The sequence below is a fragment of the Nitratireductor sp. WH36-1 genome, from assembly GCF_058725515.1.
In genome coordinates this window covers 2788704-2806302 of sequence record NZ_CM178970.1, presented here as the reverse complement: position 1 = coordinate 2806302, position 17599 = coordinate 2788704, and the positions used below count along the sequence as shown (strand labels likewise).

23 protein-coding genes, 3 tRNA genes and 1 pseudogene are annotated in these 17599 nt (G+C 60.1%); 20 read left to right on the top strand and 7 right to left on the bottom strand.

Annotation, left to right across the window (positions count from 1 at the left end; translation table 11 throughout):
- Nucleotides 1-369: 369 nt before the first annotated feature.
- Nucleotides 370-1098, bottom strand: a complete 729-nt coding sequence (locus AC4PTT_RS13465; protein WP_492161409.1) for an aspartate/glutamate racemase family protein — start codon at nt 1096-1098, stop codon at nt 370-372.
- Nucleotides 1099-1211: 113 nt separating this feature from the next.
- Here AC4PTT_RS13465 and AC4PTT_RS13460 point away from each other — a divergent pair, with 113 nt between their 5' ends.
- Entirely contained in the window at nt 1212-2048 is an 837-nt protein-coding gene (locus tag AC4PTT_RS13460) for a helix-turn-helix transcriptional regulator (protein ID WP_492161408.1), read from the top strand.
- 225 nt (nt 2049-2273) lie between these two features.
- Here AC4PTT_RS13460 and AC4PTT_RS13455 read toward each other — a convergent pair.
- Nucleotides 2274-2390 (bottom strand): annotated as a pseudogene (locus AC4PTT_RS13455) (transposase); the annotation flags it as partial.
- A gap of 28 nt (nt 2391-2418) precedes the next feature.
- Nucleotides 2419-2568 (bottom strand): transposase domain-containing protein, encoded by a 150-nt coding sequence (locus tag AC4PTT_RS13450; RefSeq protein ID WP_492161407.1) that lies wholly within the window; start codon nt 2566-2568, stop codon nt 2419-2421.
- Between the two features lie 376 nt (nt 2569-2944).
- Here AC4PTT_RS13450 and AC4PTT_RS13445 point away from each other — a divergent pair.
- The 3 genes from AC4PTT_RS13445 to AC4PTT_RS13435 all read left to right on the top strand — a co-directional run bounded on the left by AC4PTT_RS13445 (nt 2945) and on the right by AC4PTT_RS13435 (nt 3498).
- Nucleotides 2945-3021: transfer RNA gene (locus AC4PTT_RS13445), tRNA-Pro, on the top strand.
- Between the two features lie 76 nt (nt 3022-3097).
- Entirely contained in the window at nt 3098-3403 is a 306-nt protein-coding gene (locus AC4PTT_RS13440; RefSeq protein ID WP_113154809.1) for an ETC complex I subunit, read from the top strand.
- A gap of 18 nt (nt 3404-3421) precedes the next feature.
- Nucleotides 3422-3498, top strand: a tRNA-Arg gene (locus AC4PTT_RS13435).
- Between the two features lie 84 nt (nt 3499-3582).
- Here AC4PTT_RS13435 and AC4PTT_RS13430 read toward each other — a convergent pair.
- Nucleotides 3583-4218, bottom strand: coding sequence for an HD domain-containing protein (locus AC4PTT_RS13430; RefSeq protein ID WP_492161406.1), 636 nt, complete (start codon nt 4216-4218; stop codon nt 3583-3585).
- Nucleotides 4219-4372: 154 nt separating this feature from the next.
- Between AC4PTT_RS13430 and AC4PTT_RS13425 the strand changes: the two genes are divergently transcribed.
- The 9 genes from AC4PTT_RS13425 to AC4PTT_RS13385 all read left to right on the top strand — a co-directional run bounded on the left by AC4PTT_RS13425 (nt 4373) and on the right by AC4PTT_RS13385 (nt 11986).
- Complete coding sequence (locus AC4PTT_RS13425) at nt 4373-5299, top strand: GlxA family transcriptional regulator (RefSeq protein ID WP_492161405.1); 927 nt, start codon at nt 4373-4375, stop codon at nt 5297-5299.
- A gap of 178 nt (nt 5300-5477) precedes the next feature.
- Complete coding sequence (locus AC4PTT_RS13420) at nt 5478-6731, top strand: tyrosine-type recombinase/integrase (protein ID WP_492161404.1); 1254 nt, start codon at nt 5478-5480, stop codon at nt 6729-6731.
- Nucleotides 6728-7384, top strand: coding sequence for a hypothetical protein (locus AC4PTT_RS13415; protein ID WP_492161403.1), 657 nt, complete (start codon nt 6728-6730; stop codon nt 7382-7384). The genes AC4PTT_RS13420 and AC4PTT_RS13415 overlap by 4 nt, the downstream gene beginning before the upstream one ends.
- 115 nt (nt 7385-7499) lie before the next feature.
- On the top strand, nt 7500-7685 hold the full coding sequence (locus tag AC4PTT_RS13410) for a helix-turn-helix transcriptional regulator (protein ID WP_492161402.1): 186 nt from the start codon (nt 7500-7502) through the stop codon (nt 7683-7685).
- Nucleotides 7686-7783: 98 nt separating this feature from the next.
- Nucleotides 7784-8101, top strand: a complete 318-nt coding sequence (locus tag AC4PTT_RS13405; protein ID WP_492161401.1) for a winged helix domain-containing protein — start codon at nt 7784-7786, stop codon at nt 8099-8101.
- Complete coding sequence (locus AC4PTT_RS13400; RefSeq protein WP_492161400.1) at nt 8098-8982, top strand: DUF7146 domain-containing protein; 885 nt, start codon at nt 8098-8100, stop codon at nt 8980-8982. The genes AC4PTT_RS13405 and AC4PTT_RS13400 overlap by 4 nt, the downstream gene beginning before the upstream one ends.
- Nucleotides 8979-10448 (top strand): DUF3631 domain-containing protein, encoded by a 1470-nt coding sequence (locus AC4PTT_RS13395; protein ID WP_492161399.1) that lies wholly within the window; start codon nt 8979-8981, stop codon nt 10446-10448. The genes AC4PTT_RS13400 and AC4PTT_RS13395 overlap by 4 nt, the downstream gene beginning before the upstream one ends.
- Nucleotides 10445-10906, top strand: coding sequence for a TubC N-terminal docking domain-related protein (locus tag AC4PTT_RS13390; protein ID WP_492161398.1), 462 nt, complete (start codon nt 10445-10447; stop codon nt 10904-10906). Before AC4PTT_RS13395 ends, AC4PTT_RS13390 begins: the two co-directional genes overlap by 4 nt.
- Nucleotides 10907-11134: 228 nt before the next feature.
- Nucleotides 11135-11986 (top strand): hypothetical protein, encoded by an 852-nt coding sequence (locus AC4PTT_RS13385; protein ID WP_492161397.1) that lies wholly within the window; start codon nt 11135-11137, stop codon nt 11984-11986.
- Nucleotide 11987: 1 nt separating this feature from the next.
- Here AC4PTT_RS13385 and AC4PTT_RS13380 read toward each other — a convergent pair whose 3' ends face one another.
- Nucleotides 11988-12224, bottom strand: coding sequence for an XRE family transcriptional regulator (locus tag AC4PTT_RS13380; protein WP_492161396.1), 237 nt, complete (start codon nt 12222-12224; stop codon nt 11988-11990).
- A gap of 103 nt (nt 12225-12327) precedes the next feature.
- Between AC4PTT_RS13380 and AC4PTT_RS13375 the strand changes: the two genes are divergently transcribed.
- From AC4PTT_RS13375 to AC4PTT_RS13360, 4 genes are read left to right on the top strand one after another with little or no spacing between them, the layout of a single operon-like run.
- Nucleotides 12328-12630, top strand: coding sequence for a hypothetical protein (locus tag AC4PTT_RS13375; RefSeq protein ID WP_492161395.1), 303 nt, complete (start codon nt 12328-12330; stop codon nt 12628-12630).
- Nucleotides 12627-12851 (top strand): hypothetical protein, encoded by a 225-nt coding sequence (locus tag AC4PTT_RS13370; protein WP_492161394.1) that lies wholly within the window; start codon nt 12627-12629, stop codon nt 12849-12851. Before AC4PTT_RS13375 ends, AC4PTT_RS13370 begins: the two co-directional genes overlap by 4 nt.
- The gene (locus tag AC4PTT_RS13365; RefSeq protein ID WP_492161393.1) at nt 12848-13024 is read left to right on the top strand and encodes a hypothetical protein; all 177 of its coding nucleotides are present in this window, start codon (nt 12848-12850) and stop codon (nt 13022-13024) included. Before AC4PTT_RS13370 ends, AC4PTT_RS13365 begins: the two co-directional genes overlap by 4 nt.
- Complete coding sequence (locus AC4PTT_RS13360; protein WP_492161392.1) at nt 13021-13200, top strand: GcrA family cell cycle regulator; 180 nt, start codon at nt 13021-13023, stop codon at nt 13198-13200. The genes AC4PTT_RS13365 and AC4PTT_RS13360 overlap by 4 nt, the downstream gene beginning before the upstream one ends.
- Before the next feature lie 261 nt (nt 13201-13461).
- Here AC4PTT_RS13360 and AC4PTT_RS13355 read toward each other — a convergent pair.
- Both AC4PTT_RS13355 and AC4PTT_RS13350 read right to left on the bottom strand, forming a co-directional pair.
- Nucleotides 13462-13538, bottom strand: a tRNA-Arg gene (locus AC4PTT_RS13355).
- A 303-nt stretch (nt 13539-13841) separates the two neighbouring features.
- Nucleotides 13842-14519: a GntR family transcriptional regulator gene (locus tag AC4PTT_RS13350; protein WP_206554484.1), complete on the bottom strand. Its 678-nt coding sequence runs from the start codon at nt 14517-14519 to the stop codon at nt 13842-13844.
- A 167-nt stretch (nt 14520-14686) separates the two neighbouring features.
- Here AC4PTT_RS13350 and dctP point away from each other — a divergent pair, with 167 nt between their 5' ends.
- The 3 genes from dctP to AC4PTT_RS13335 are packed head-to-tail and all read left to right on the top strand — an operon-like array spanning nt 14687 to nt 17597.
- Nucleotides 14687-15676 carry a TRAP transporter substrate-binding protein DctP gene (dctP, locus tag AC4PTT_RS13345; RefSeq protein ID WP_206549202.1) on the top strand — a complete coding sequence of 330 codons (990 nt, stop codon included), beginning with the start codon at nt 14687-14689 and terminating at the stop codon, nt 15674-15676.
- On the top strand, nt 15673-16269 hold the full coding sequence (locus tag AC4PTT_RS13340) for a TRAP transporter small permease (RefSeq protein ID WP_492161391.1): 597 nt from the start codon (nt 15673-15675) through the stop codon (nt 16267-16269). The genes dctP and AC4PTT_RS13340 overlap by 4 nt, the downstream gene beginning before the upstream one ends.
- Nucleotides 16269-17597, top strand: a complete 1329-nt coding sequence (locus AC4PTT_RS13335; RefSeq protein ID WP_206546730.1) for a TRAP transporter large permease — start codon at nt 16269-16271, stop codon at nt 17595-17597. Before AC4PTT_RS13340 ends, AC4PTT_RS13335 begins: the two co-directional genes overlap by 1 nt.
- The last annotated feature ends 2 nt before the right edge of the window (nt 17598-17599 follow it).

The following is a 17599-nucleotide window of genomic DNA, read 5'->3' as shown; positions in this document are numbered from 1 at the left end:
CGTAAGCGAAAAGTCTGCAACGGGACTCCAAATCTTGGAGGAAGTTCAGGGTCTCAGGTCAGCTCGACTATGCCTATCACGAGTTCAACCGCAAACCAGCGGCGTTTCTAGGCTACGGAGGGGGGCGGCGCGAGCAATTGAGCAACTCCGTCTGATCTGTATCGAGCTTCAACTTGCCCCCCCCCCCCTGCGCTATGCTGTCCATATCGGTATGGAGCAGTATCTGGTTACAGCAAGCGGCGAGCGGCGGCTTGATGATTTTGAGTTTCTGAACGTGAGCGCTACGTCAATGATCCAGGATCTCATTTGGTGGACGCAGGCACTGATGACCGCGCGTGAAGGAACGCAAAAGGTTCGCGACCGGATAGCTTAGGACAGCGCAAACGACGCGAGGGCTCCGACATGCAGGGCGGTCGTATCGAACACTGGAAAGCCCGGCAGATCGGATTGTCCGATCAGTAGAAAGATTTCCGTGCATCCAAGAATCACGCCCTGCGCGCCCTCAGCCCGCAAGGCGGCGGCAACCCGCAGATACTCCGCTTTGGATGCGGCGCGCAGGTCGCGCCGCACCAGTTCGTCAAAGATGATCCTGTCCACCACTTTCTGATCCGCATCAGACGGTGCAAGGACTTCGATCCCAAATCGCTCTTTGAGGTGGGCGCGCAGTTCGTCAGACTGCATCGTCGCCATCGTGCCCAAGAGGCCCACACGCGTGATCCCGGCTTTCTGGATGACCTCGCCAGTCGAATCGGCGATATGAATGAAGGGTGTCGTGCGGCCCGCCATGATTGGTGCAACGACGCGATGCATTGTGTTTGAAACGCAGCCGATCACATCGGCACCAGCCCGCTCCAATCGGTCAATCTTTTCGGCAAGATAGGCCCGCGCTTCGTCCCACTGGTTCCGGCGTACAAAGTATTCTATGTTTCCAAAATTCACCGAAACGATGACAATCTCGCCATTGTCCCAGGCTCCATACTCTTGGTTCAGGCGCTCATTCAACATCCGATAGTATTCGCCCGTTGCTTGATTGCTCATTCCGCCGAGAATCCCAATCACCTTCTGCGACAGGGGCCGCGTTGCACTGCTGTTTTCCATGACAAACCGATGCCTTCATTGTTGCCGATGTGTCATCCCTCACATGCAGCATGTCCGAAGGATTGGACGATCCTGCGCATTGGCGTGTTCGTGGAGAAGGAAGTAGGTAGGGAATGAAGGCGCAGCGACGCGATCGCATGAAGCTATGGCGCGACACCGGATTGCCTGACGGGCTGGAACTACTGCGTGCCTCCTGCTTTGATTATAGCTACCCCGCACATTTTCATGATGAGTTCGTCATCGCGGCTTTCAGCCGAGGCGCGCAACGGCATCGTGTCCTTCGCCGGAACGGGGTCGCAATGGCGGGAACCGTGATGATTATCCATCCGGGCGAAGTTCATGCGGCCGAGGCTGCTGCGCGCGATCATGGTTGGGATTATTGCGCCTTCTATCCATCTTCCGGCTTTCTCGAAACCATCGCGGACGATGTGCTGGGCGGTCATGGTCCGCTTGATTTCGGCAATGACGTGATACGCCATGATGTTGATGCTACGCGGCTCCTTCTTCGCGCCCACGCGATTATTAGCAATACGCCCGACCGTATCGAAAAGGAGTGTGCCGCATACGATGCTTTCGGCTCAATCATCGCCCGCTACGGGCAACGGACGCGACAGGGACGCTCTCTGAGGCTGGTGAGAGCCGATATACGGCAGTCGATGGAGTATCTTGAAGCCCACTACTGGGAACCTGTCACCGTGGGGGACGTCGCGGCAGTCGCGGGCCTGAGCGACTATCATTTCATGCGTCTGTTCCGGGCGACCACGGGCCTGTCCGTCCACCGCTATCTGACGCAAATACGCCTCAACCAGGCGAAGGCTCTACTTTCCCGCGGCATCTGCGCGGCCGAAACCGCGGTAAGCGTCGGCCTGTTCGATCAAAGTCACCTCATCCGTCATTTTCGTCGGCACTACGGCGTGACGCCAAGTGATTATGCGAAAGCTTGTTGCTAGGTTCAGGACCAATCGATTTGACTTCATAGCTCTTTTTTTCGGACGGGCGCTTAGAGGTCTGCTGAACTGTGCCAGACTTGGGCGCGGCACGCTCCACCAGGCGCGGCGCCACCTCAGCGGCTTGTTTCCTTCACGCCGGATCTTGCTCTTGGTCTCAAGATCGAGTTGCGCGGCTTTGTGTCACTAGCCAGCCTTAGCTCCATCGGGAAACAGGGGCAGCGGTATATAGATACTGCCGCTGCTCACGCTGTACGTGAGGCACAAGTCGACGACCGAATTGCCCGCCTCATGCTCCTTGAAGATACCGATAATCTGTTCTTCGCTGAACCTGTTGCGCTTCATCTCTGGTCCTTCGTAAGCGGTGCGCCGATCACACAGTTTTGGCGCAGTTCCAGGGCAGCAGCTCTTTGATATCCGCTTGTTTGTGGCCCTTTGCGATGGTGGTCAGAACACTGGACAAATATCCGTGGGGTTCGACGCCATTGAGCTTGCAGGTCTCGATCAAAAACGCGTTACACATCGCTACTGAGATTGGCCACAAATATGGTGTGGCGTTTCACACAAAGGTCAGTAACTTCAACGCCAAGGCATTCCGGGCGAAAATCGAATACGCACCCAATGAGCGCGAGTGCCCGCTTTGCCGGGCTCGTTTTCGAAAGCTACCATTCCGCTCTCGGCCCAAGTCGGCCATGTGATGTGCCTGCAACGAATCGAAATCGATTTGGCGGTGGTATGGGTGGCGATGCTTCTTCTGTGGCAGTGAACGCTACAGGAACAACCGTGGTAATTTCCGTGGGACTTTTGCGCCCACCAGTGCCACGGGGCGCTGTTTGTTCTGTTTTTGGTTCATTCGCCTATTGCCAAATCAGAACGGAAACTCTAGGGAGAGCGGACTTCGGAGCGTAGCGCAGCCTGGTAGCGCATCTGGTTTGGGACCAGAGGGTCGCAGGTTCGAATCCTGCCGCTCCGACCATCTTTTCGCATGCTGCCCCGTGTGGCATGTTGCTTGTTTCGGCGTTTCGACGCCTGCAGGGAACGAGGTTCAAGACGTGTCTGCGCGCATTTTCAGCCCGGCCAAGACGGCCATGCAGTCCGGCAAGGCCAAAACCGGCCGTTGGGTTCTCGAATTCGATCCGGCAGTACCGCGCAAGATCGATCCGCTGATGGGCTACACTTCTTCGTCCGACATGAAGAGCCAGGTTCGTCTGACTTTCGAGAGCCGGGAAGAGGCGGTCGCCTATGCGGAGCGTAACGGCATTCCTTTCCGTGTGGAAGAACCGCATCAGCCCAAGCGCCGTCAGGTTTCCTACTCTGACAATTTCCGCTATGACCGCAAGACCCCGTGGACGCACTGATTTCTGCTTCCACATCGTGGTCCCGTAGCTCAGTTGGATAGAGCACCGGCCTTCTAAGCCGATGGTCGCAGGTTCGAATCCTGCCGGGATCGCCATATTTCCAGTTTTTTAGTGACCCCGGCGCTGGCCCTGCAGGGTGCGGCTTGGCAGTTGATCCACCGGCCGACAGGCCCAAGAGACTAGCCTTTCCATGGCGAGTTACGGATGATGCTGCAGAAATTTCCGCAATGGAAGCCGGGCTCCTTGTCCGCCAGAACATCAGCCTTCACATTGCCGAATGTCGTCTCCGGCTTGTGCCTGATGCCTTCGTAAAAGGCCTGAATGATCTCTTCCTTGAAGTGCGCAGGTCGCGGGAAGGCGTTTGTGATCTTTTCCCGCTCCGCATCGCTATAGGCTTCATAGCCGATGCCCAGAACATCCATCTCCACGCCGGTGGTGACCAGGGCGATGACCGGATGCATGTGTTCAGGGATGCCGGGTGTGGTGTGCAGTGCAATCGCCGTCCAGACCGTGTCCATATCGTGTTGCGAAATGCCCTGCCGTTGCAGGAAGGCGCGGGCTGCATTTGCTCCGTCGACTTCGAAGCGGGCTGTTTTGCTGCGATGCGGCTCGGTCAGCCCCATGTCGTGGAACATGGCGGCGGTGTAGAGCAGCTCGGCGTCATAGGTGAGGCCGCGACGCTCGCCCGCCATCGCACCGAACAGATAGACGCGGCTTGAATGGTTGAACAGGAGTTCGCCCGCGGTGTCGCGGACGATCTCCGTAACCTCGCGCGCCATGCTGCTGTCCGGAATTTTTACTGAGCTGATAGCCATGATTGATGGATCTCCTTCAAAGACAGGGAGAGCCTAGAAAATCTTAGATGCGTCTACTATCGTCGTGAGGCGACGAATATGGACAATTGACATGTCTGCAAGACGCCCGGCTCGACCTCTGACGATCGGCATCCTCGCTGTCCCGGGGGTGCAGATGCTTGATGTTGCCGGTCCGCTGGATGTCTTTGCAGAGGCCAATGCCCAGTCGGGCGCTGAGGTCTACAGAACAAGCGTGATCTCCGGCGTGTCAGGGCCGCTTTCGGCGTCTTCCGGGCTTCGAATACTGGCCGATATGGTTTTCGAACCCGAGCGCTGCAGCCGCTTTGACACATTGCTGGTCGCCGGAGCGCCGCATATGGCGGAAACGGCGTCCGACCCTGCGATGATCGACTGGATCAGGCGCAGCGCGCCTGCCTGTCGCCGGTTCGGCTCGGTGTGCAGCGGCGCGCTGCTTTTGGCCGAGACCGGGCTGCTGGAGGGCAGGCGCGTGACCACGCACTGGTCCGTCGCTGCCACGCTTGAGCGGCGATTTCCCGAAATCACGGTCGAGATTGATGCCCTGCATGTGCGGGATGGCAGGGTGAGGACAGCTGCCGGCGTGACGGCGGGGCTTGATCTTGCGCTGGCGCTTGTGGAGGAGGATCTTGGAAGCGAGGTCGCGAAGCGTGTTGCCGCGCAGCTGGTCATGTTCTTCAAGCGACCGGGCGGTCAGCTTCAGTTCAGCAGGCGAGGCGAAAGCAGCGTTTCCGGTCGCTCTGCGCTTCAGGAGGTTCAGCGTTGGGTTCTGGCGAACCCTGCACAGGATGCCAGGACCGGAACCCTGGCGCGTCGTGCGGGCCTGAGCCCCCGGCATTTTGTCCGTCTTTTCCAGCACGAGATAGGCCAAACCCCGGCGGCATGGGTTGAGGCGGTTCGTGTCGACATTGCGCGGCGCATGCTGGAAGACGGAGATCGCCCGAAGCAGGTCGCTGCGGCTTGCGGTTTCAGCAATGTGGACACTTTTCGGCGCGTGTTCCAGCGTCATGCGGGCATAAGCCCTGCGGAGTATCGACGGCGTTACGAGGCGCCAGGATTTGGCTAGGCCAAGGGCGCGTTTCGGGAAGTCCGGCCGCTGCGAACCGCAAAAACTATCCAGAGATGCCATGAAAGATGGCGCACCCGACATGCGCCTAGCGGTTTTCCGGGAAAATCCGAGAACATCTGCAACGCCTTTAAAAGCAAGGGTTGCACTGTCTATTAGTGTCCGGTAGGTTCCTGTAATGTTCCGCCTGTTCCGAAAGGTATTGGGGGAAGTGGTGAGGGAAGGGCGCGCTATGGTCGCTTCGATAAACAGGCATCCTGAAAAGGCGCTCACGGCGCAATTCGTCCGCACGGTGCAGGAGCCGGGCAAGTATTTCGACGGTCACGGCCTTTACCTTCGCGTCGAGCCGAACGGCTCCCGCTTCTGGGTGCAGCGTATCGTCATTCGCGGAAAGAGGCGCGAACTTGGCCTTGGTTCTCCGCTGCTGGTCCCGCTGGCCGAGGCGCGTGGAAAGGCGCTGGCAAATCGGAAGCTGGCAAGAGAAGGTGGCGACCCGCTGGCCGCGAAAAGGCAAGCTCAAGCCGTCCTCACGTTTCAAGAGGCCGCTCGGAAAGCGCATGCCGAGCTGTTGCCGACATGGAAGAATGAGAAGAATAAGGCTGCATTCCTGTCGTCTCTTGAAGCGCACATCTTCCCGCGCATCGGCTCGCAACTCATATCGGACGTGACCAGCGGCGACATACGACAGGCCATCCTTGCCACTCGAAAGGTCGCCCCGGAGGTAGCCCGTAAGCTGGTCTTTCGGGTGTCGGCCGTTTTCAAATGGGCAATTGCTGAGGGCATGAGGGAGGACAATCCGGCGCGGGCTGAGGCGCTTGCGTTGCCCCGCGTCGAGATGAAGCCCGAACATCGCAAGGCGCTGCCCTATGAGGACGTGCCGGCCTGCATCGAGGCGGTAAAGGCGTCTGGTGCTGGTATGGCAACTAAGCTGGCGCTTGAGCTTCTGGTCTTCACCGCTTCACGGTCTGGCGAGGTTCGCAATGCCGTGTGGTCGGAAATCGACATGGCGGCGAAGGTCTGGGAAATCCCGGCCGAACGCATGAAGATGAAGCGGCCGCACCGCATCCCACTGTCGCCCCACGCCATCGCCATCCTTGAGGATGCCAAGGCGATTTCAGGCGGTTCCGAACTGGTGTTTCCCGGCACGAGGACGGGCAAGGCGCTGTCCGATATGACCCTTTCCAAGCTGGTGAAGGAATTGGGATTCCCCGTCGATGTTCACGGCTTCCGCACGTCCTTCCGCACATGGGCGCAGGAGCGCACGAATTTCCCGCGTGAGGTTGCCGAGGCTGCGCTGGCGCATCTGTCGGGCGATGCTGTCGAGCGCGCCTATGCTCGATCCGACTTATTCGCGAAGCGCAGGAAGATGATGGAGGCATGGGCGGCGTTCCTTGCCGTGAAACGCACCGACAACGTGGTGAGGATTGCATGAGCTTTATGGAGACTGAGCTTGAAGAATATCGGCAACGGCTTCAACGGCGCTTTATTCCACCGGGATATGTCGGGCATGAGCATGTCCTGAGCGAAATATCGGAGCATCTCTTTCCTCACGTTTCCGACGAAGATTACGCGCAATTGCCAATCGATGAGCGGGCACAAATTCGCCGGCAATGTCTCCACTTTCTCCGGTCGATTTTATGTGAAGGCCGGATGCCGGGCTGCTACGCCCTTCAAGGCCAAGGTATAGTCTGGATCGACCCGTCTTACTGGCTGGGCGGGGATGAAATCGACCGTGCTCTTTTTCTGGGCGAGATGGAGATGGATTTCGGGTTCGCACCTCTGCTGTTCGTGGATGGAGCGGTTGAACTGATGCTGAGCGGAGAATTGCAAAACGCGGATGCACAGGAGAAAGATGCTCCCCCCAGAGGCCGCCCCGAAAAAGCCAGTGCTGCGCTTGCCGCATATCGGGAGCTTTATCCCTTCGGGCATGAGCTTTCAGGCGCGACTTGGAAAGCGGTCGCGAACGCCGTCTCCACACAGTTGAGCGAATCTGTGTCCGTTGACACGATGCGGAGGGCACTAAAGACCGATGCAAAGGTGCCGCAAAACTCCACCGCAAAACCGCAAAAGTCACGGCAAAACTAACCGCAAAAACCGCAAAAACCCGCCATCGAGTTTTGCGAGTTTTGCGTGTCTGTCCCTTCGCGGCAACGCACTCCATCCCTTGAGCATGTCCAACGCGCACCAAACGGAGCCGAACATGCTTGAGAAGCACCTGAGACTGCCTGCTGTCATCGAGGCCACCGGCCTAAGCCGCAGCACCATTTACGACATGATGAAGGCTGGAACCTTTCCCCAGCCGGTGAAGCTGTCTGTTCGCGCGGTGGCGTGGCCTGAAAGCGACGTGATGAACTGGCTGGCCGAGCGCACGCGCCGTGCCGCCTAAGAAAAAGCCCCGCCATTTCTGGACGGGGCCGAGGTCTTTCATCTTCACGCACCTGAATAGCCTCTCCCGTCCTCTGGCTCAATCCCATGAGGACTACCATGACCACGAAACCCTGCCGCTGGGCCGCTGCCCACTTCACGGTTCGCAATCCCGACGCCGAACCGTTCACCATCGCCATCAAAGGGCGCGACCGCTGGGCGCTTGAAAGCCTGATGGCGGCCGGCCCGAAAGGCTGCACGCCGATTGACCGACCCGGTCCGCGCTGGTCGGCCTACGTCTTCAATCTTCGTGACCTTGGCGTTCTGATCTACACCAATCACGAGGCACACGACGGCCCGTTCAAGGGCACCCATGCCCGCTACGTGCTGCGCTCGACCGTGACCGCAAAGCCCGGTGCCGGGAGGGCAGCGGCATGAGCGACGCTAAGACCATCACCCTTGCCCTTCGCGGCAAATGGTTCGGGCGTTACGGAATAGCGTGCTGTCCTGCCCATACGAACAAGCGCACGCCCAGCCTGAGCATGTCTGACGGCGACGGCGGGCGGTTGCTTCTGCATTGCCATGCCGGATGTTCCTTCACGGCCATTCTCGACGCCTTGAAGGGGCTGGGACTGGTCAAGGGCACCGGCCACTATTCCCCGCCGTCTGCTGAAGCACTGGCCCGCATCCGGCAGGCCGAGATAGAGCAGGCCGACAAGCAGGAGGGGCGTGCGCTAGCTTGCTGGCGCGAGGCGGTGCCGATCTGCGGCACGATTGCCGAGACCTATCTGCGCCATCGTGGCATTACAGCCGAGCTACCCGACACGCTGCGCTTTCATCCTGAATGCTGGCATCCGAGCGGCAAGTGCCTGCCTGCAATGGTGGCGCTGGTCGAGGGTGCGCCGCGTCTTGCCATTCATCGCACGTATCTGCGGGCCGATGGTTTAGGCAAGGCAGAGGCCCAGCCGGCCAAGGCGATGCTGGGCGCGGTTGCCGGTGGTGCTGTTCGCCTCGCGGCGGGCGGCGACAAGCTGGTGGTGTGCGAGGGCATCGAAACCGGGCTGTCGCTGGCGTCTGGCATTCTCCGTTTCCATCCGACAATCTGGGCCGCGCTCTCCACCAGCGGCATGAAGGCGCTCAGGCTTCCCGATCCGCCCGGACATGTGGTCATTGCTACGGATGGCGACCAGCCGGGCAAGGATGCAGGTCAGTCACTTGGAAGGATTGCTACCACATGGGGTCTGAGTGTCGGCATCCTGCCCGCCCCGGACGGTCTCGACTGGAATGACGTGCTTCGCATCGGGAGGCGCGCGGCATGAACATACAAGATGCAGCCATGAACCGTGCCGAAGACTTCGATAACATCGAGGAAGTGCCGTTCGAGATTGCCGACCATGAGAAAGCCGAGGCGCGGATTGCCGAATTGGCACAGCTCCCCCGCCTGAAATACGAAGTTTGCCGGGAAGCCGAGGCCAAGGCACTGAAGCTTCGTGTTTCCGTTCTCGACCAGTTGGTGGAAGCTGCGCGACCGGATGGCGGAAGTGAGGAAGGCGATGACCCGTTCGTGGCGGTCGAGCCGTGGCCCGATCCGGTTGACGGTGCTGGGCTTCTCGATGCGCTGCAATCGACGGTCGAGCGGTTTTGTGTCCTGCCGGAGCACTCTGCGCCGCTGATGGCCGCATGGGTGCTGCATGCCTGGGCGCATGATGCCAGCGACATTTCCCCGGTATTGGCCTTCGTGTCTCCTGAGAAGCGGTGCGGCAAGACCACGGCCTTATCAGTCATCGGCGCGCTGGCACCGCGAACCATGCACGCGGTCAATATCAGCACGGCGGTCTTGTTCCGGGTGGTCGAGCGATTCGCCCCAACCGTCCTGATAGATGAGGCCGACACATTCCTTGAAGCGAATGATGAGCTGCGCGGCGTCCTCAACGGTGGGCACAACCGCCTGAGCGCCTATGTCTGGCGCACGGTCGGTGATGACCACGAGCCGCGCCGTTTCAAGGTCTGGTCTCCGAAGTGCATCGCCATGATTGGGAAGCTGCCCGACACGCTGGAAGACCGTGCGCTTGTGGTGCGGCTGAGGCGCAAGCAGGATGGCGAGACGGTCGAGCGCTTCCGTGCCGACCGGCTGGGCGAGTTTCTACATCTGCGGCGCAAGGCGGCACGCTGGATTGAGGACAGTGCTTCCCAGCTTCATGAACTGGATCCGATGGTGCCCCATGCGCTCAATGACCGGGCGCAGGACAATGCGCGTGCCATCTGCGCCATTGCCGATGTTGCCGGTGGTCGGTGGCCTGTGCTGATCCGGTCGGCACTGGTCGGCGCGGCGGCGCAGGGTGATGACGAGCCACAGTCGGCCGGCGTGCTTCTGCTTCGCGACATTGCGGAGGTATTCGAGGCGAAGCGGGTTTCGGGCATCGGCTCCACCGACCTTTGCAACTCGCTTTGTGAGCTTGAGGAAAGCCCTTGGTCCGAATGGCGTGGCGGGCGACCTATCTCAACGCGCGGCATCGCGAAGTTGTTGAAACCCTACGGCATCACGCCGAAGCGCGACCGGGCGCACAACATCTATCGCCGCATCGACTTCGCGGACGCGTTCAAACGGTATCTCTCAGACGGTCCCGAAAAATCCACCACAAGCTCCGCAAGTTCCACGCCCCTTGAAACCTCCACAGAAAATATCAATAAAATCAATGGGAACGGAGGTTGTGGAACTTGGGGAACTTATTCAGGGGCTGACGGAGACAACATCCACGGTGGAGCTTGGGAGGGCGAAATATGAGCGCCGCCGTCGATCTGGTGAAGGCGCTCGCATCGGATGGCGTCGAGTTCTCGACAGATGGCGAGCGCATCCGGTGGCGTAGTGGCGACGGTAGAATGACGCCTGAAATCGTCGCCGTGCTGGTGGCCGGAAAAGGCCAGGTCATCGACTTCCTGACCGGCCAGCCGGTGCCGGAAGATGCACCGGCCAAATCCGTCACCGTGTCGGATATGAAGCGCGACCTTCGCCGCGACCTGAAACTTGATCCGGTCGCCCGACCCGACGACGCTGACCGATACGCCGATGCCCTTCGCCTTCACGGACCCATGTCCTACGGCATGGCAATGCGGGTGCTGGGCTGGGGCGGCACACGGGCGGGACAGGCCGAGGTGGCTTTGAAAGCAGCCGGTCGGATCAGCTTCAATATGCTGGGGCGCGCGGTGCTTGTCGATCACGCCCGCCGGGAGGAACGGCCATGAAGCAAAAACAGGGCAGCGACCGAAATCCGAAGCGTTGCGGATTTGGGGAGCATACGAGCCGCGCTGGCGTGCGGGGAAGGTTCGGCGGGGTTATTGCATCAATTCGGACGCTAATGACTCGACTCGGACAAGAATTGTGGCTCTTATCGCCCGATGGGGATGGGGGCAACATTCTGTCGGTTCTGGTGGAAGAGCGCACGCCGAGCTTGGGCGGAGGCGTGGCGCGCCGTGACCGATAAGACGATTTCTGGCATCGTCCGCAACCTTGCTTTGCTGTCCGTAACGCTGCTGCTGCTTTGGATGCTCAGCCCTTTCAGCGATTTTTTTGAGCAGGCAGGCGTCACCTTCAACAATGTGGTGGCCACCGCATTCATCGGCTTGCTGTCCATCGTCGCGTTATTCTCGGTCTGGTTTCTTATCGAAGCCTTTTTCATCTCTCCGGCGCGGCTGGAACAAGAGGCAAGCGACTTAGCCAAGGAGCGCGAAAAATCCCTGATAGCCATTAATGACCGAATAGCACCGCGTCTTTCGGTGGAGTTGGATGGAGGGGGTGAACTTTCTCAAATTGACTTCGGCTCCACATCGGAAACATACGGCGGCCAAAGGTACGTCACTTATACAGCATGGGAACATGCCGCTTGCCTTCTCTGTACTAATAACGGCGACAGCGTTGCGAAGAATTGCCAAGCCAGGCTGACAAGGGTTTGGCGATTGGATGGAGGGCATCAAAAGGAAATTCGTATACTTGAAAGCGTTCCGCTGGGTTGGGACAGAAGAATGGGCGAGGGCAGCATCTCGGCCGACATCCTACCAAACGAAACGAAAAGATTGTTCATTGCATCTGTTCGTCCCAACGGCGCGATGGGCCTTTGGCAGAAAATCGAACTACAACCGATTGAGTATCATTTGATGTTCAAAGATGCTGGCCAATATCGGCTTGAGCTTTCCATCTCGATTGACGATAGGTCGCCGACCACAGTGCATGTCGATGTCGAAACGCGCGTGGTTCCACCTGAGCCTAATAAGCTCAGCAAAGGCAGCGCAGCGCTGACGCTCCATGATCCAGTCGTGATTCGCTGAACTAGGTTCTCAATGCCACACCCGGACCGCCTGCGGCATCGCCTTCTTCGAGGAACTGGACGCCAGCGGCTTCAAGCGCGGCTTTCACCTTTTCAACCGTGTCCTGAGCCACAAGGCCAGCATGGTTGGGCTTGCCCTCGATCCGGCGCAAGGTGATGAGCGGGATGCCTGCCCGCTCACAGAGTTCGGCTTGGGTAAGTCCGAGCAAATCCCTGCCTGCCTTTATGCGTGTCTTCATGGTGTCTCCGTTGATAGCTTTTTATCACTGATGCACTTGCTATCAGTCTCTGTCTAGTGATAACAAGTTATCAGTTCCTAAAGAGTGATTTGGAGAGACCCAATTGAAGACACACCCTTTCCGGGCGACCGGCGAAGCTATGCCCAGCATCCCAGAAATGATTGCCGCTGCGGCTGCAATAGCCCTGACCAGCAGACAGGTCATCGACGCAACTGACCATGCCAATCCGGAAGATATGTCGGAAACACTCGACGCACTTCATGAACATCTGGCGGTAGCTGGTGGCTCACTCCTGCTGCTTGCCGAGGTGCTGGATTGCGAAGCCGAGGTAAGCCGTCTGCTGAAAGAAGGGCAGGAGCGGCTTGCCATTCTCCGTTCGTTTGCTGGACAGGAGGGTCGGGCATGACCATCACCGTTGACGAAAGCACCATCGAGGCGTCTGCCGATCTGCTGGCCTTGCTGTCCGTCTGCACCTTCACGGCAAACCGTATGGCTGATGGCGATGAAGACGCCGAAGGTATGGCCGGTGACGTGACACGATGCCTGCGCTGGGCGGAAAGCCTCGCCAAGCAAGCCTATGACGACATGGTTATGCTGCGTCGTATCCAGATGGAGCGTGCGGGATGAGGTCGCTTGCTATCACTGCATATCGACGTCGAGAGCTTGAGCGCTGGATTGAGAACGCTATCGCCCTTCTCGACCAGATGGATGGAGACCCCGACATTGAAGACGATGACAGGGAAGCCGACGCCGCCGAGCACGACATGCCCGGCCTGATCCGGGGTGGTGCCGGCCTATGACGATACCGCCAAGGCCGCTTGCCTATCTGAAAGCAAATGAATGCCGCTGGCCGGTCAACGATGCCGCACAAGGTGACTTGCATCTGTTTTGCGGCGCACCTGCGGTCGAGGGTAAGCCCTACTGTGCCGACCATTGCCGCGATGCCTATCGAGTGAAGGGGCAGGCCGAGGACTGATCCAGCTGCCTATCGTCCCTGTACGATAAAGCCGTCACTACCCGGGGCTGGTCGTCAATTTCTTCCGGCTCCTGGGGACCGGCGCGGGTAACAACGCGCACGATTTGTTTTTGAAAGAGCACAAGTCGTGGCCGCGCTGATTGTCCGGGGTGAGCCGTCCAATTCCGGCACCTTCCGAAATTTATTGGGGGAAGCGGAGGGGGATAAGATTTCGGCTGGTCGAAAATAATCGAAGGAAATCAATCCGATAAATGGCGGTGATGGCGCACCCGACAGGATTCGAACCTGTGACCTCTGCCTTCGGAGGGCAGCGCTCTATCCAGCTGAGCTACGGGTGCTGGCCGTGGCGGAGGCGGCGAAGCGCCAGCGCGTCGCTTTCATAGCCGAAGCATTCGCATGCATCAACGATGAAATGAATGTTCCGACAATCCGATTGAAAAGTCGGGGCAGGGCGCGTGGATTTTCTCAATCCGCGTGGGACGGGCTGACCGACTGTCGTTTCCTCGATGCAGGAAGCAGTGTCAGCATTCCTGTTCGGGTGTTTGAGCGTTGACCAAGATATGGAAGCCGGTTTTCGGGCATTCCGGTGTCCGGTTGATCGTTCAACTTGCCCTTGGCGCGGCCAAACGGACGGTGGCGATCTAGCGCTCGGCCTGTTCCATCATCATGAAGTCAACCAGCCGGTCGGGGTCGCAGATGTGGCGGCGCATTTCGGTGGCTGCGCGGGCGCCGTCGCCGGCCTCGATTGCTTCGAGGATCACCGCATGCTCGTTATGCGACTGGCGCATGCGGTCGAGACGGCGCAGAAGCCAGCGGCGGTAGGGGGCGAGCTTGGTGCGAAGCCCCTCCAGCTGCTCCAGCAGATAGGGATTGCCCGCGCCTCGATAGATCGCCTGGTGGAACTGGAAGTTCAGCCGGTCGAAACCATCCCGGTCGCCGGCATCCACGATGGCCGCCGTTTCCTCGTGTATGGAGCGCAGCTGCTCGATCTGCTGCTGGTTCATGCGCCGCGCCGCGCATTCGACGGCGAAGGATTCGAGCCCGGACAAAACCTCGAACATCTGCGCCAGGTTCTGCGCCGTCAGCGAGCGCACGATGGCGCTGCGGCGCGGGCGAAGCTCGATCAGACGCTCCACGCCAAGCCTGCGCAGCGCTTCGCGGATCGGCGTGCGCGACACGCCAAAACGCTCCGCAAGCCGGCGCTCGTCCAGCTCGTCGCCCGGCCTGATAACGCCGTCGATGATTTCCTGTTCAAGTTGCCGCGCCAGCCCCTCGGCCAGCGGCTTGTCGTCGGAAACAGTCCTGTGCCTTGCCGTCACCTTGCACCCGCCACCTTGCATCCGCATCCATACCCGGTTTCGAATCTCTTGGCCCTTCTTCCGGCTATTGACAAGCCGGAGCGCCCCAAACTACGTTTTGGTATACCAGATTTAATATCTGGTGTTCAAATGGGAGCGAGAGCCGGGAAACCGGCGGGAGGAAATTTATGAACAGATTCATGGCGGCAGCGCTTGCCTGCGCCGCTTCGGTCATCGCCGTGGAGGCGGCGTCGGCCGAAACCGTTCTGCGGCTCAGCCATTCCTACACCGATGGCGACACACGCGATCTGTGGGCCGATCGAATCGCCGAAATCGTGGCCGAGAAGACCGGTGGCGAGGTGAAGGTCGAGGTCTATCCCAACCAGCAGCTCGGCAAGGCGCGGGCGCAGGCCGATTTCGTCGCGCGCGACCGGATCGATATGGCGATCTACCCGCTGCCCTGGCTCTCGGGAAAAGTGCCGATGGCGGAAATCGGCGCACTTCCGGGCCTCGTCGCTTCCCCGCAGGACGGGCTGGTGTGGCGCGAGCGGGCGATCTGGCCGATGCTGGAGGAGGCAGTGTCGGAAGCAGGTCTGGTGTTCGCCGGCGGTGGCTGGGCCATGGGCACGATTGGCAACAAGGGCGAGGCAATCGTCCTGCCCGAGGATCTGAAGGGCCACAAGGTGAGGGGACTTGGCAAGGCCACCGAGATCATGATGAACGGCTATGGCGCGACGATTACATCGCTGCCCGCGTCCGAAATCTACCAGTCGCTGCAGACCGGTGTTCTGAGCGGGGTGCTGACGATCTATGCGTCCTTTGAAGGGTACAATCTGCAGGAGGTGATCGATCACCTGATGGTCGGGCCGGGTTTTGTGGGCGCGATGCATTCGGTGCTTCTGTCGCCGGGCGTGGAAGAAAAGATCGGCGAGGCGCATTACGCAGCCCTTCTTGAGGCGATTGCCGAATCCGAGGCCTGGTTCGCCGACCAGACAATCGCGGACAACAGGCAGATTGCCGATGCCTTCCGGGAGGCCGGTGTCAGCGTGCACGAGCTCACGGAAGAGCAGGTGGCGCAGTGGCATGATGCGGCGCGTGAGCACGCCTGGGCCTACTTCCGGGAAAGCGTGCCCAATGGCGATGCCGTTCTGAAGGCGGTGGACCAGCCGCGGCAATGAACGCGCTCGATGAAGCAAAGTCAGATTATGGCGGTGCGCCCGAAGGGGCGCCCGCAGCGCAGTCGCCGTTCCTGAAGCTGCTTTTCAGGGTGCGTGCAGTGCTGCAGCGCGTGTCGGCCGCCGCAGCCATGGCGTCGGCGGTCGGCGTCGTGGTGGCGTCCGTGGTCATTACCTGGGCCGTGTTTGCGCGCGGCCTGCTTGGCGTCAACACGATCTGGGAGCTGGAATTCAGCGTCTACCTCCTGATCTATGCGGCCTTCCTGTCGGCCGCCTTTACCGATCGCAGCGGCGGTCAGATCAGCGTCCAGATTCTTGCCGGATATCTGAAGGGCCGCGCCGCGCGGGCGCACACCGCCCTGCTTGAGTTCCTGGCGCTCTGTCTTTTCGTGCTGGTCACCTATTCCGGCTGGAACATGTTTCTCCATTCCTGGGAAACCGGCTGGCGCTCGGAAACCCTGTGGGGGCCGCCGCTCTGGGTGCCGCATCTGGCGATCCCGCTCGGCGGAACGCTTCTGGTCCTGTCGCTGGCAGTGGATCTGACGATCCGGCTGTGCGGCGGGCGGCTCGATGTGCCGCAGGGAGGGCATCACTGATGGATCCGGTCACGCTTGCCTTCGTCTCGGTTGGCATTCTTCTTCTTCTCATTCTGGCAGGGCTGCCCATCGGCTATGCGCTGCTCGGCGCGATGGTGGCTTCCTCCGTTATGGTGGGGGAGCCGCGCGAACTGCTCTACATTGCGGAAACGGCCTTTCAGTCGCTCGATTCCATCGAGCTGGTGGCATTGCCCATGTTCATCTTCATGGGCGCGGTGGTGGCGGTCAGTCCGGCCGGCGCGGACATCTATTCCGCCCTGAGCAGGCTTCTGCCCGTGCCGGGCGGTCTTGGCATGTCGACCATTGCCGGCTGCGCCATGTTCTCGGCCATTTCCGGGTCGTCACCGGCCACGGTGGCGGCGATGGGCTCGTCGGGCGTGCCGGAAATGCTGGCGCGGCGCTATCCGCCGGGGCTCGCCTGCGGCATCGTCGTCGGTGGCGGAACGCTGGGCATCCTCATCCCGCCATCCATCGTGCTTCTGCTTTATGGCGTGGTGACGAAAACCTCCATTGGTCAGCTCTTTCTTGCCGGCATTCTGCCGGGGCTGATGCTGGTGGCGCTGTTCTCGCTCTACACCTGGTTCGTCATGTGGCGGCACCTGAAGCGGCTGACGCCCGGGCAGCGTGCAGAATTCGAAGCACTGGGCGCAGAGCGCGCGGCGAATGGCGGGAATGGCAGCTTTGGGCGTGTCGTTCCGTTCTTCGCGCTGATGGCCGGCATCATGCTGGCGCTCTATGGCGGCTGGGCCACGCCTTCCGAAATCGCCGCCGTGGGGGCCACCGCCTCCATCCTCCTGGTTCTGGTGATCTACCGGATCACGAGCTGGTCGGTATGGCGCGAGCTGTTGCTCAAGACGGTGCAGGACACGTCGATGATCCTCATCATCGCCGCCTTCGCCTACACGTTCTCGCAGTTTCTCGCCTTCCACGATGTCGTTTCCGCCATCACCAGCCTGCTGGTCGATGCGTTCGACAATCGCTGGGTGACGCTGTTTGCCCTGTGGTGCGTGATGCTGGTTCTGGGCTGCTTCCTGCCGCCCTTTGCCATCGTCGTGATCGTGGCGCCCATGTTCCTGCCCTTCGTGCTCAGCGCCGGTTTCGACCCGGTCTGGTTCGGCGTCTTCGTGACCCTGAACATGGAGATGGGCTGCATCACACCGCCTCTGGGCATCAATCTGTTCGTGGTCAAGGCCATCGCCCGCAAGGTCGACATGCGCGAGATCATGATGGGTTCGCTGCCCTTCCTGGCGATCCTGGGCATCGGCACGCTGCTGATCACCCTGTTTCCAGAGATCGTCCTTTTCCTACCTTCGCAGATGATGAGATAACC

Bases quoted from the DNA above. Each gene is read 5' to 3' on its own strand.
- AC4PTT_RS13420 (WP_492161404.1), top strand. From the start codon at position 5,478: ATGTTCCGCCTGTTCCGAAAGGTATTGGGGGAAGTGGTGAGGGAAGGG.
- AC4PTT_RS13450 (WP_492161407.1), bottom strand. From the start codon at position 2,568: ATGTGTAACGCGTTTTTGATCGAGACCTGCAAGCTCAATGGCGTCGAA.
- dctP (WP_206549202.1), top strand. From the start codon at position 14,687: ATGAACAGATTCATGGCGGCAGCGCTTGCCTGCGCCGCTTCGGTCATC.
- AC4PTT_RS13430 (WP_492161406.1), bottom strand. From the start codon at position 4,218: ATGGCTATCAGCTCAGTAAAAATTCCGGACAGCAGCATGGCGCGCGAG.
- AC4PTT_RS13410 (WP_492161402.1), top strand. From the start codon at position 7,500: ATGCTTGAGAAGCACCTGAGACTGCCTGCTGTCATCGAGGCCACCGGC.
- AC4PTT_RS13400 (WP_492161400.1), top strand. From the start codon at position 8,098: ATGAGCGACGCTAAGACCATCACCCTTGCCCTTCGCGGCAAATGGTTC.
- AC4PTT_RS13465 (WP_492161409.1), bottom strand. From the start codon at position 1,098: ATGGAAAACAGCAGTGCAACGCGGCCCCTGTCGCAGAAGGTGATTGGG.
- AC4PTT_RS13395 (WP_492161399.1), top strand. From the start codon at position 8,979: ATGAACATACAAGATGCAGCCATGAACCGTGCCGAAGACTTCGATAAC.
- AC4PTT_RS13340 (WP_492161391.1), top strand. From the start codon at position 15,673: ATGAACGCGCTCGATGAAGCAAAGTCAGATTATGGCGGTGCGCCCGAA.
- AC4PTT_RS13380 (WP_492161396.1), bottom strand. From the start codon at position 12,224: ATGAAGACACGCATAAAGGCAGGCAGGGATTTGCTCGGACTTACCCAA.
- AC4PTT_RS13335 (WP_206546730.1), top strand. From the start codon at position 16,269: ATGGATCCGGTCACGCTTGCCTTCGTCTCGGTTGGCATTCTTCTTCTT.
- AC4PTT_RS13405 (WP_492161401.1), top strand. From the start codon at position 7,784: ATGACCACGAAACCCTGCCGCTGGGCCGCTGCCCACTTCACGGTTCGC.
- AC4PTT_RS13370 (WP_492161394.1), top strand. From the start codon at position 12,627: ATGACCATCACCGTTGACGAAAGCACCATCGAGGCGTCTGCCGATCTG.
- AC4PTT_RS13425 (WP_492161405.1), top strand. From the start codon at position 4,373: ATGCTTGATGTTGCCGGTCCGCTGGATGTCTTTGCAGAGGCCAATGCC.
- AC4PTT_RS13390 (WP_492161398.1), top strand. From the start codon at position 10,445: ATGAGCGCCGCCGTCGATCTGGTGAAGGCGCTCGCATCGGATGGCGTC.
- AC4PTT_RS13460 (WP_492161408.1), top strand. From the start codon at position 1,212: ATGAAGGCGCAGCGACGCGATCGCATGAAGCTATGGCGCGACACCGGA.
- AC4PTT_RS13415 (WP_492161403.1), top strand. From the start codon at position 6,728: ATGAGCTTTATGGAGACTGAGCTTGAAGAATATCGGCAACGGCTTCAA.
- AC4PTT_RS13365 (WP_492161393.1), top strand. From the start codon at position 12,848: ATGAGGTCGCTTGCTATCACTGCATATCGACGTCGAGAGCTTGAGCGC.
- AC4PTT_RS13360 (WP_492161392.1), top strand. From the start codon at position 13,021: ATGACGATACCGCCAAGGCCGCTTGCCTATCTGAAAGCAAATGAATGC.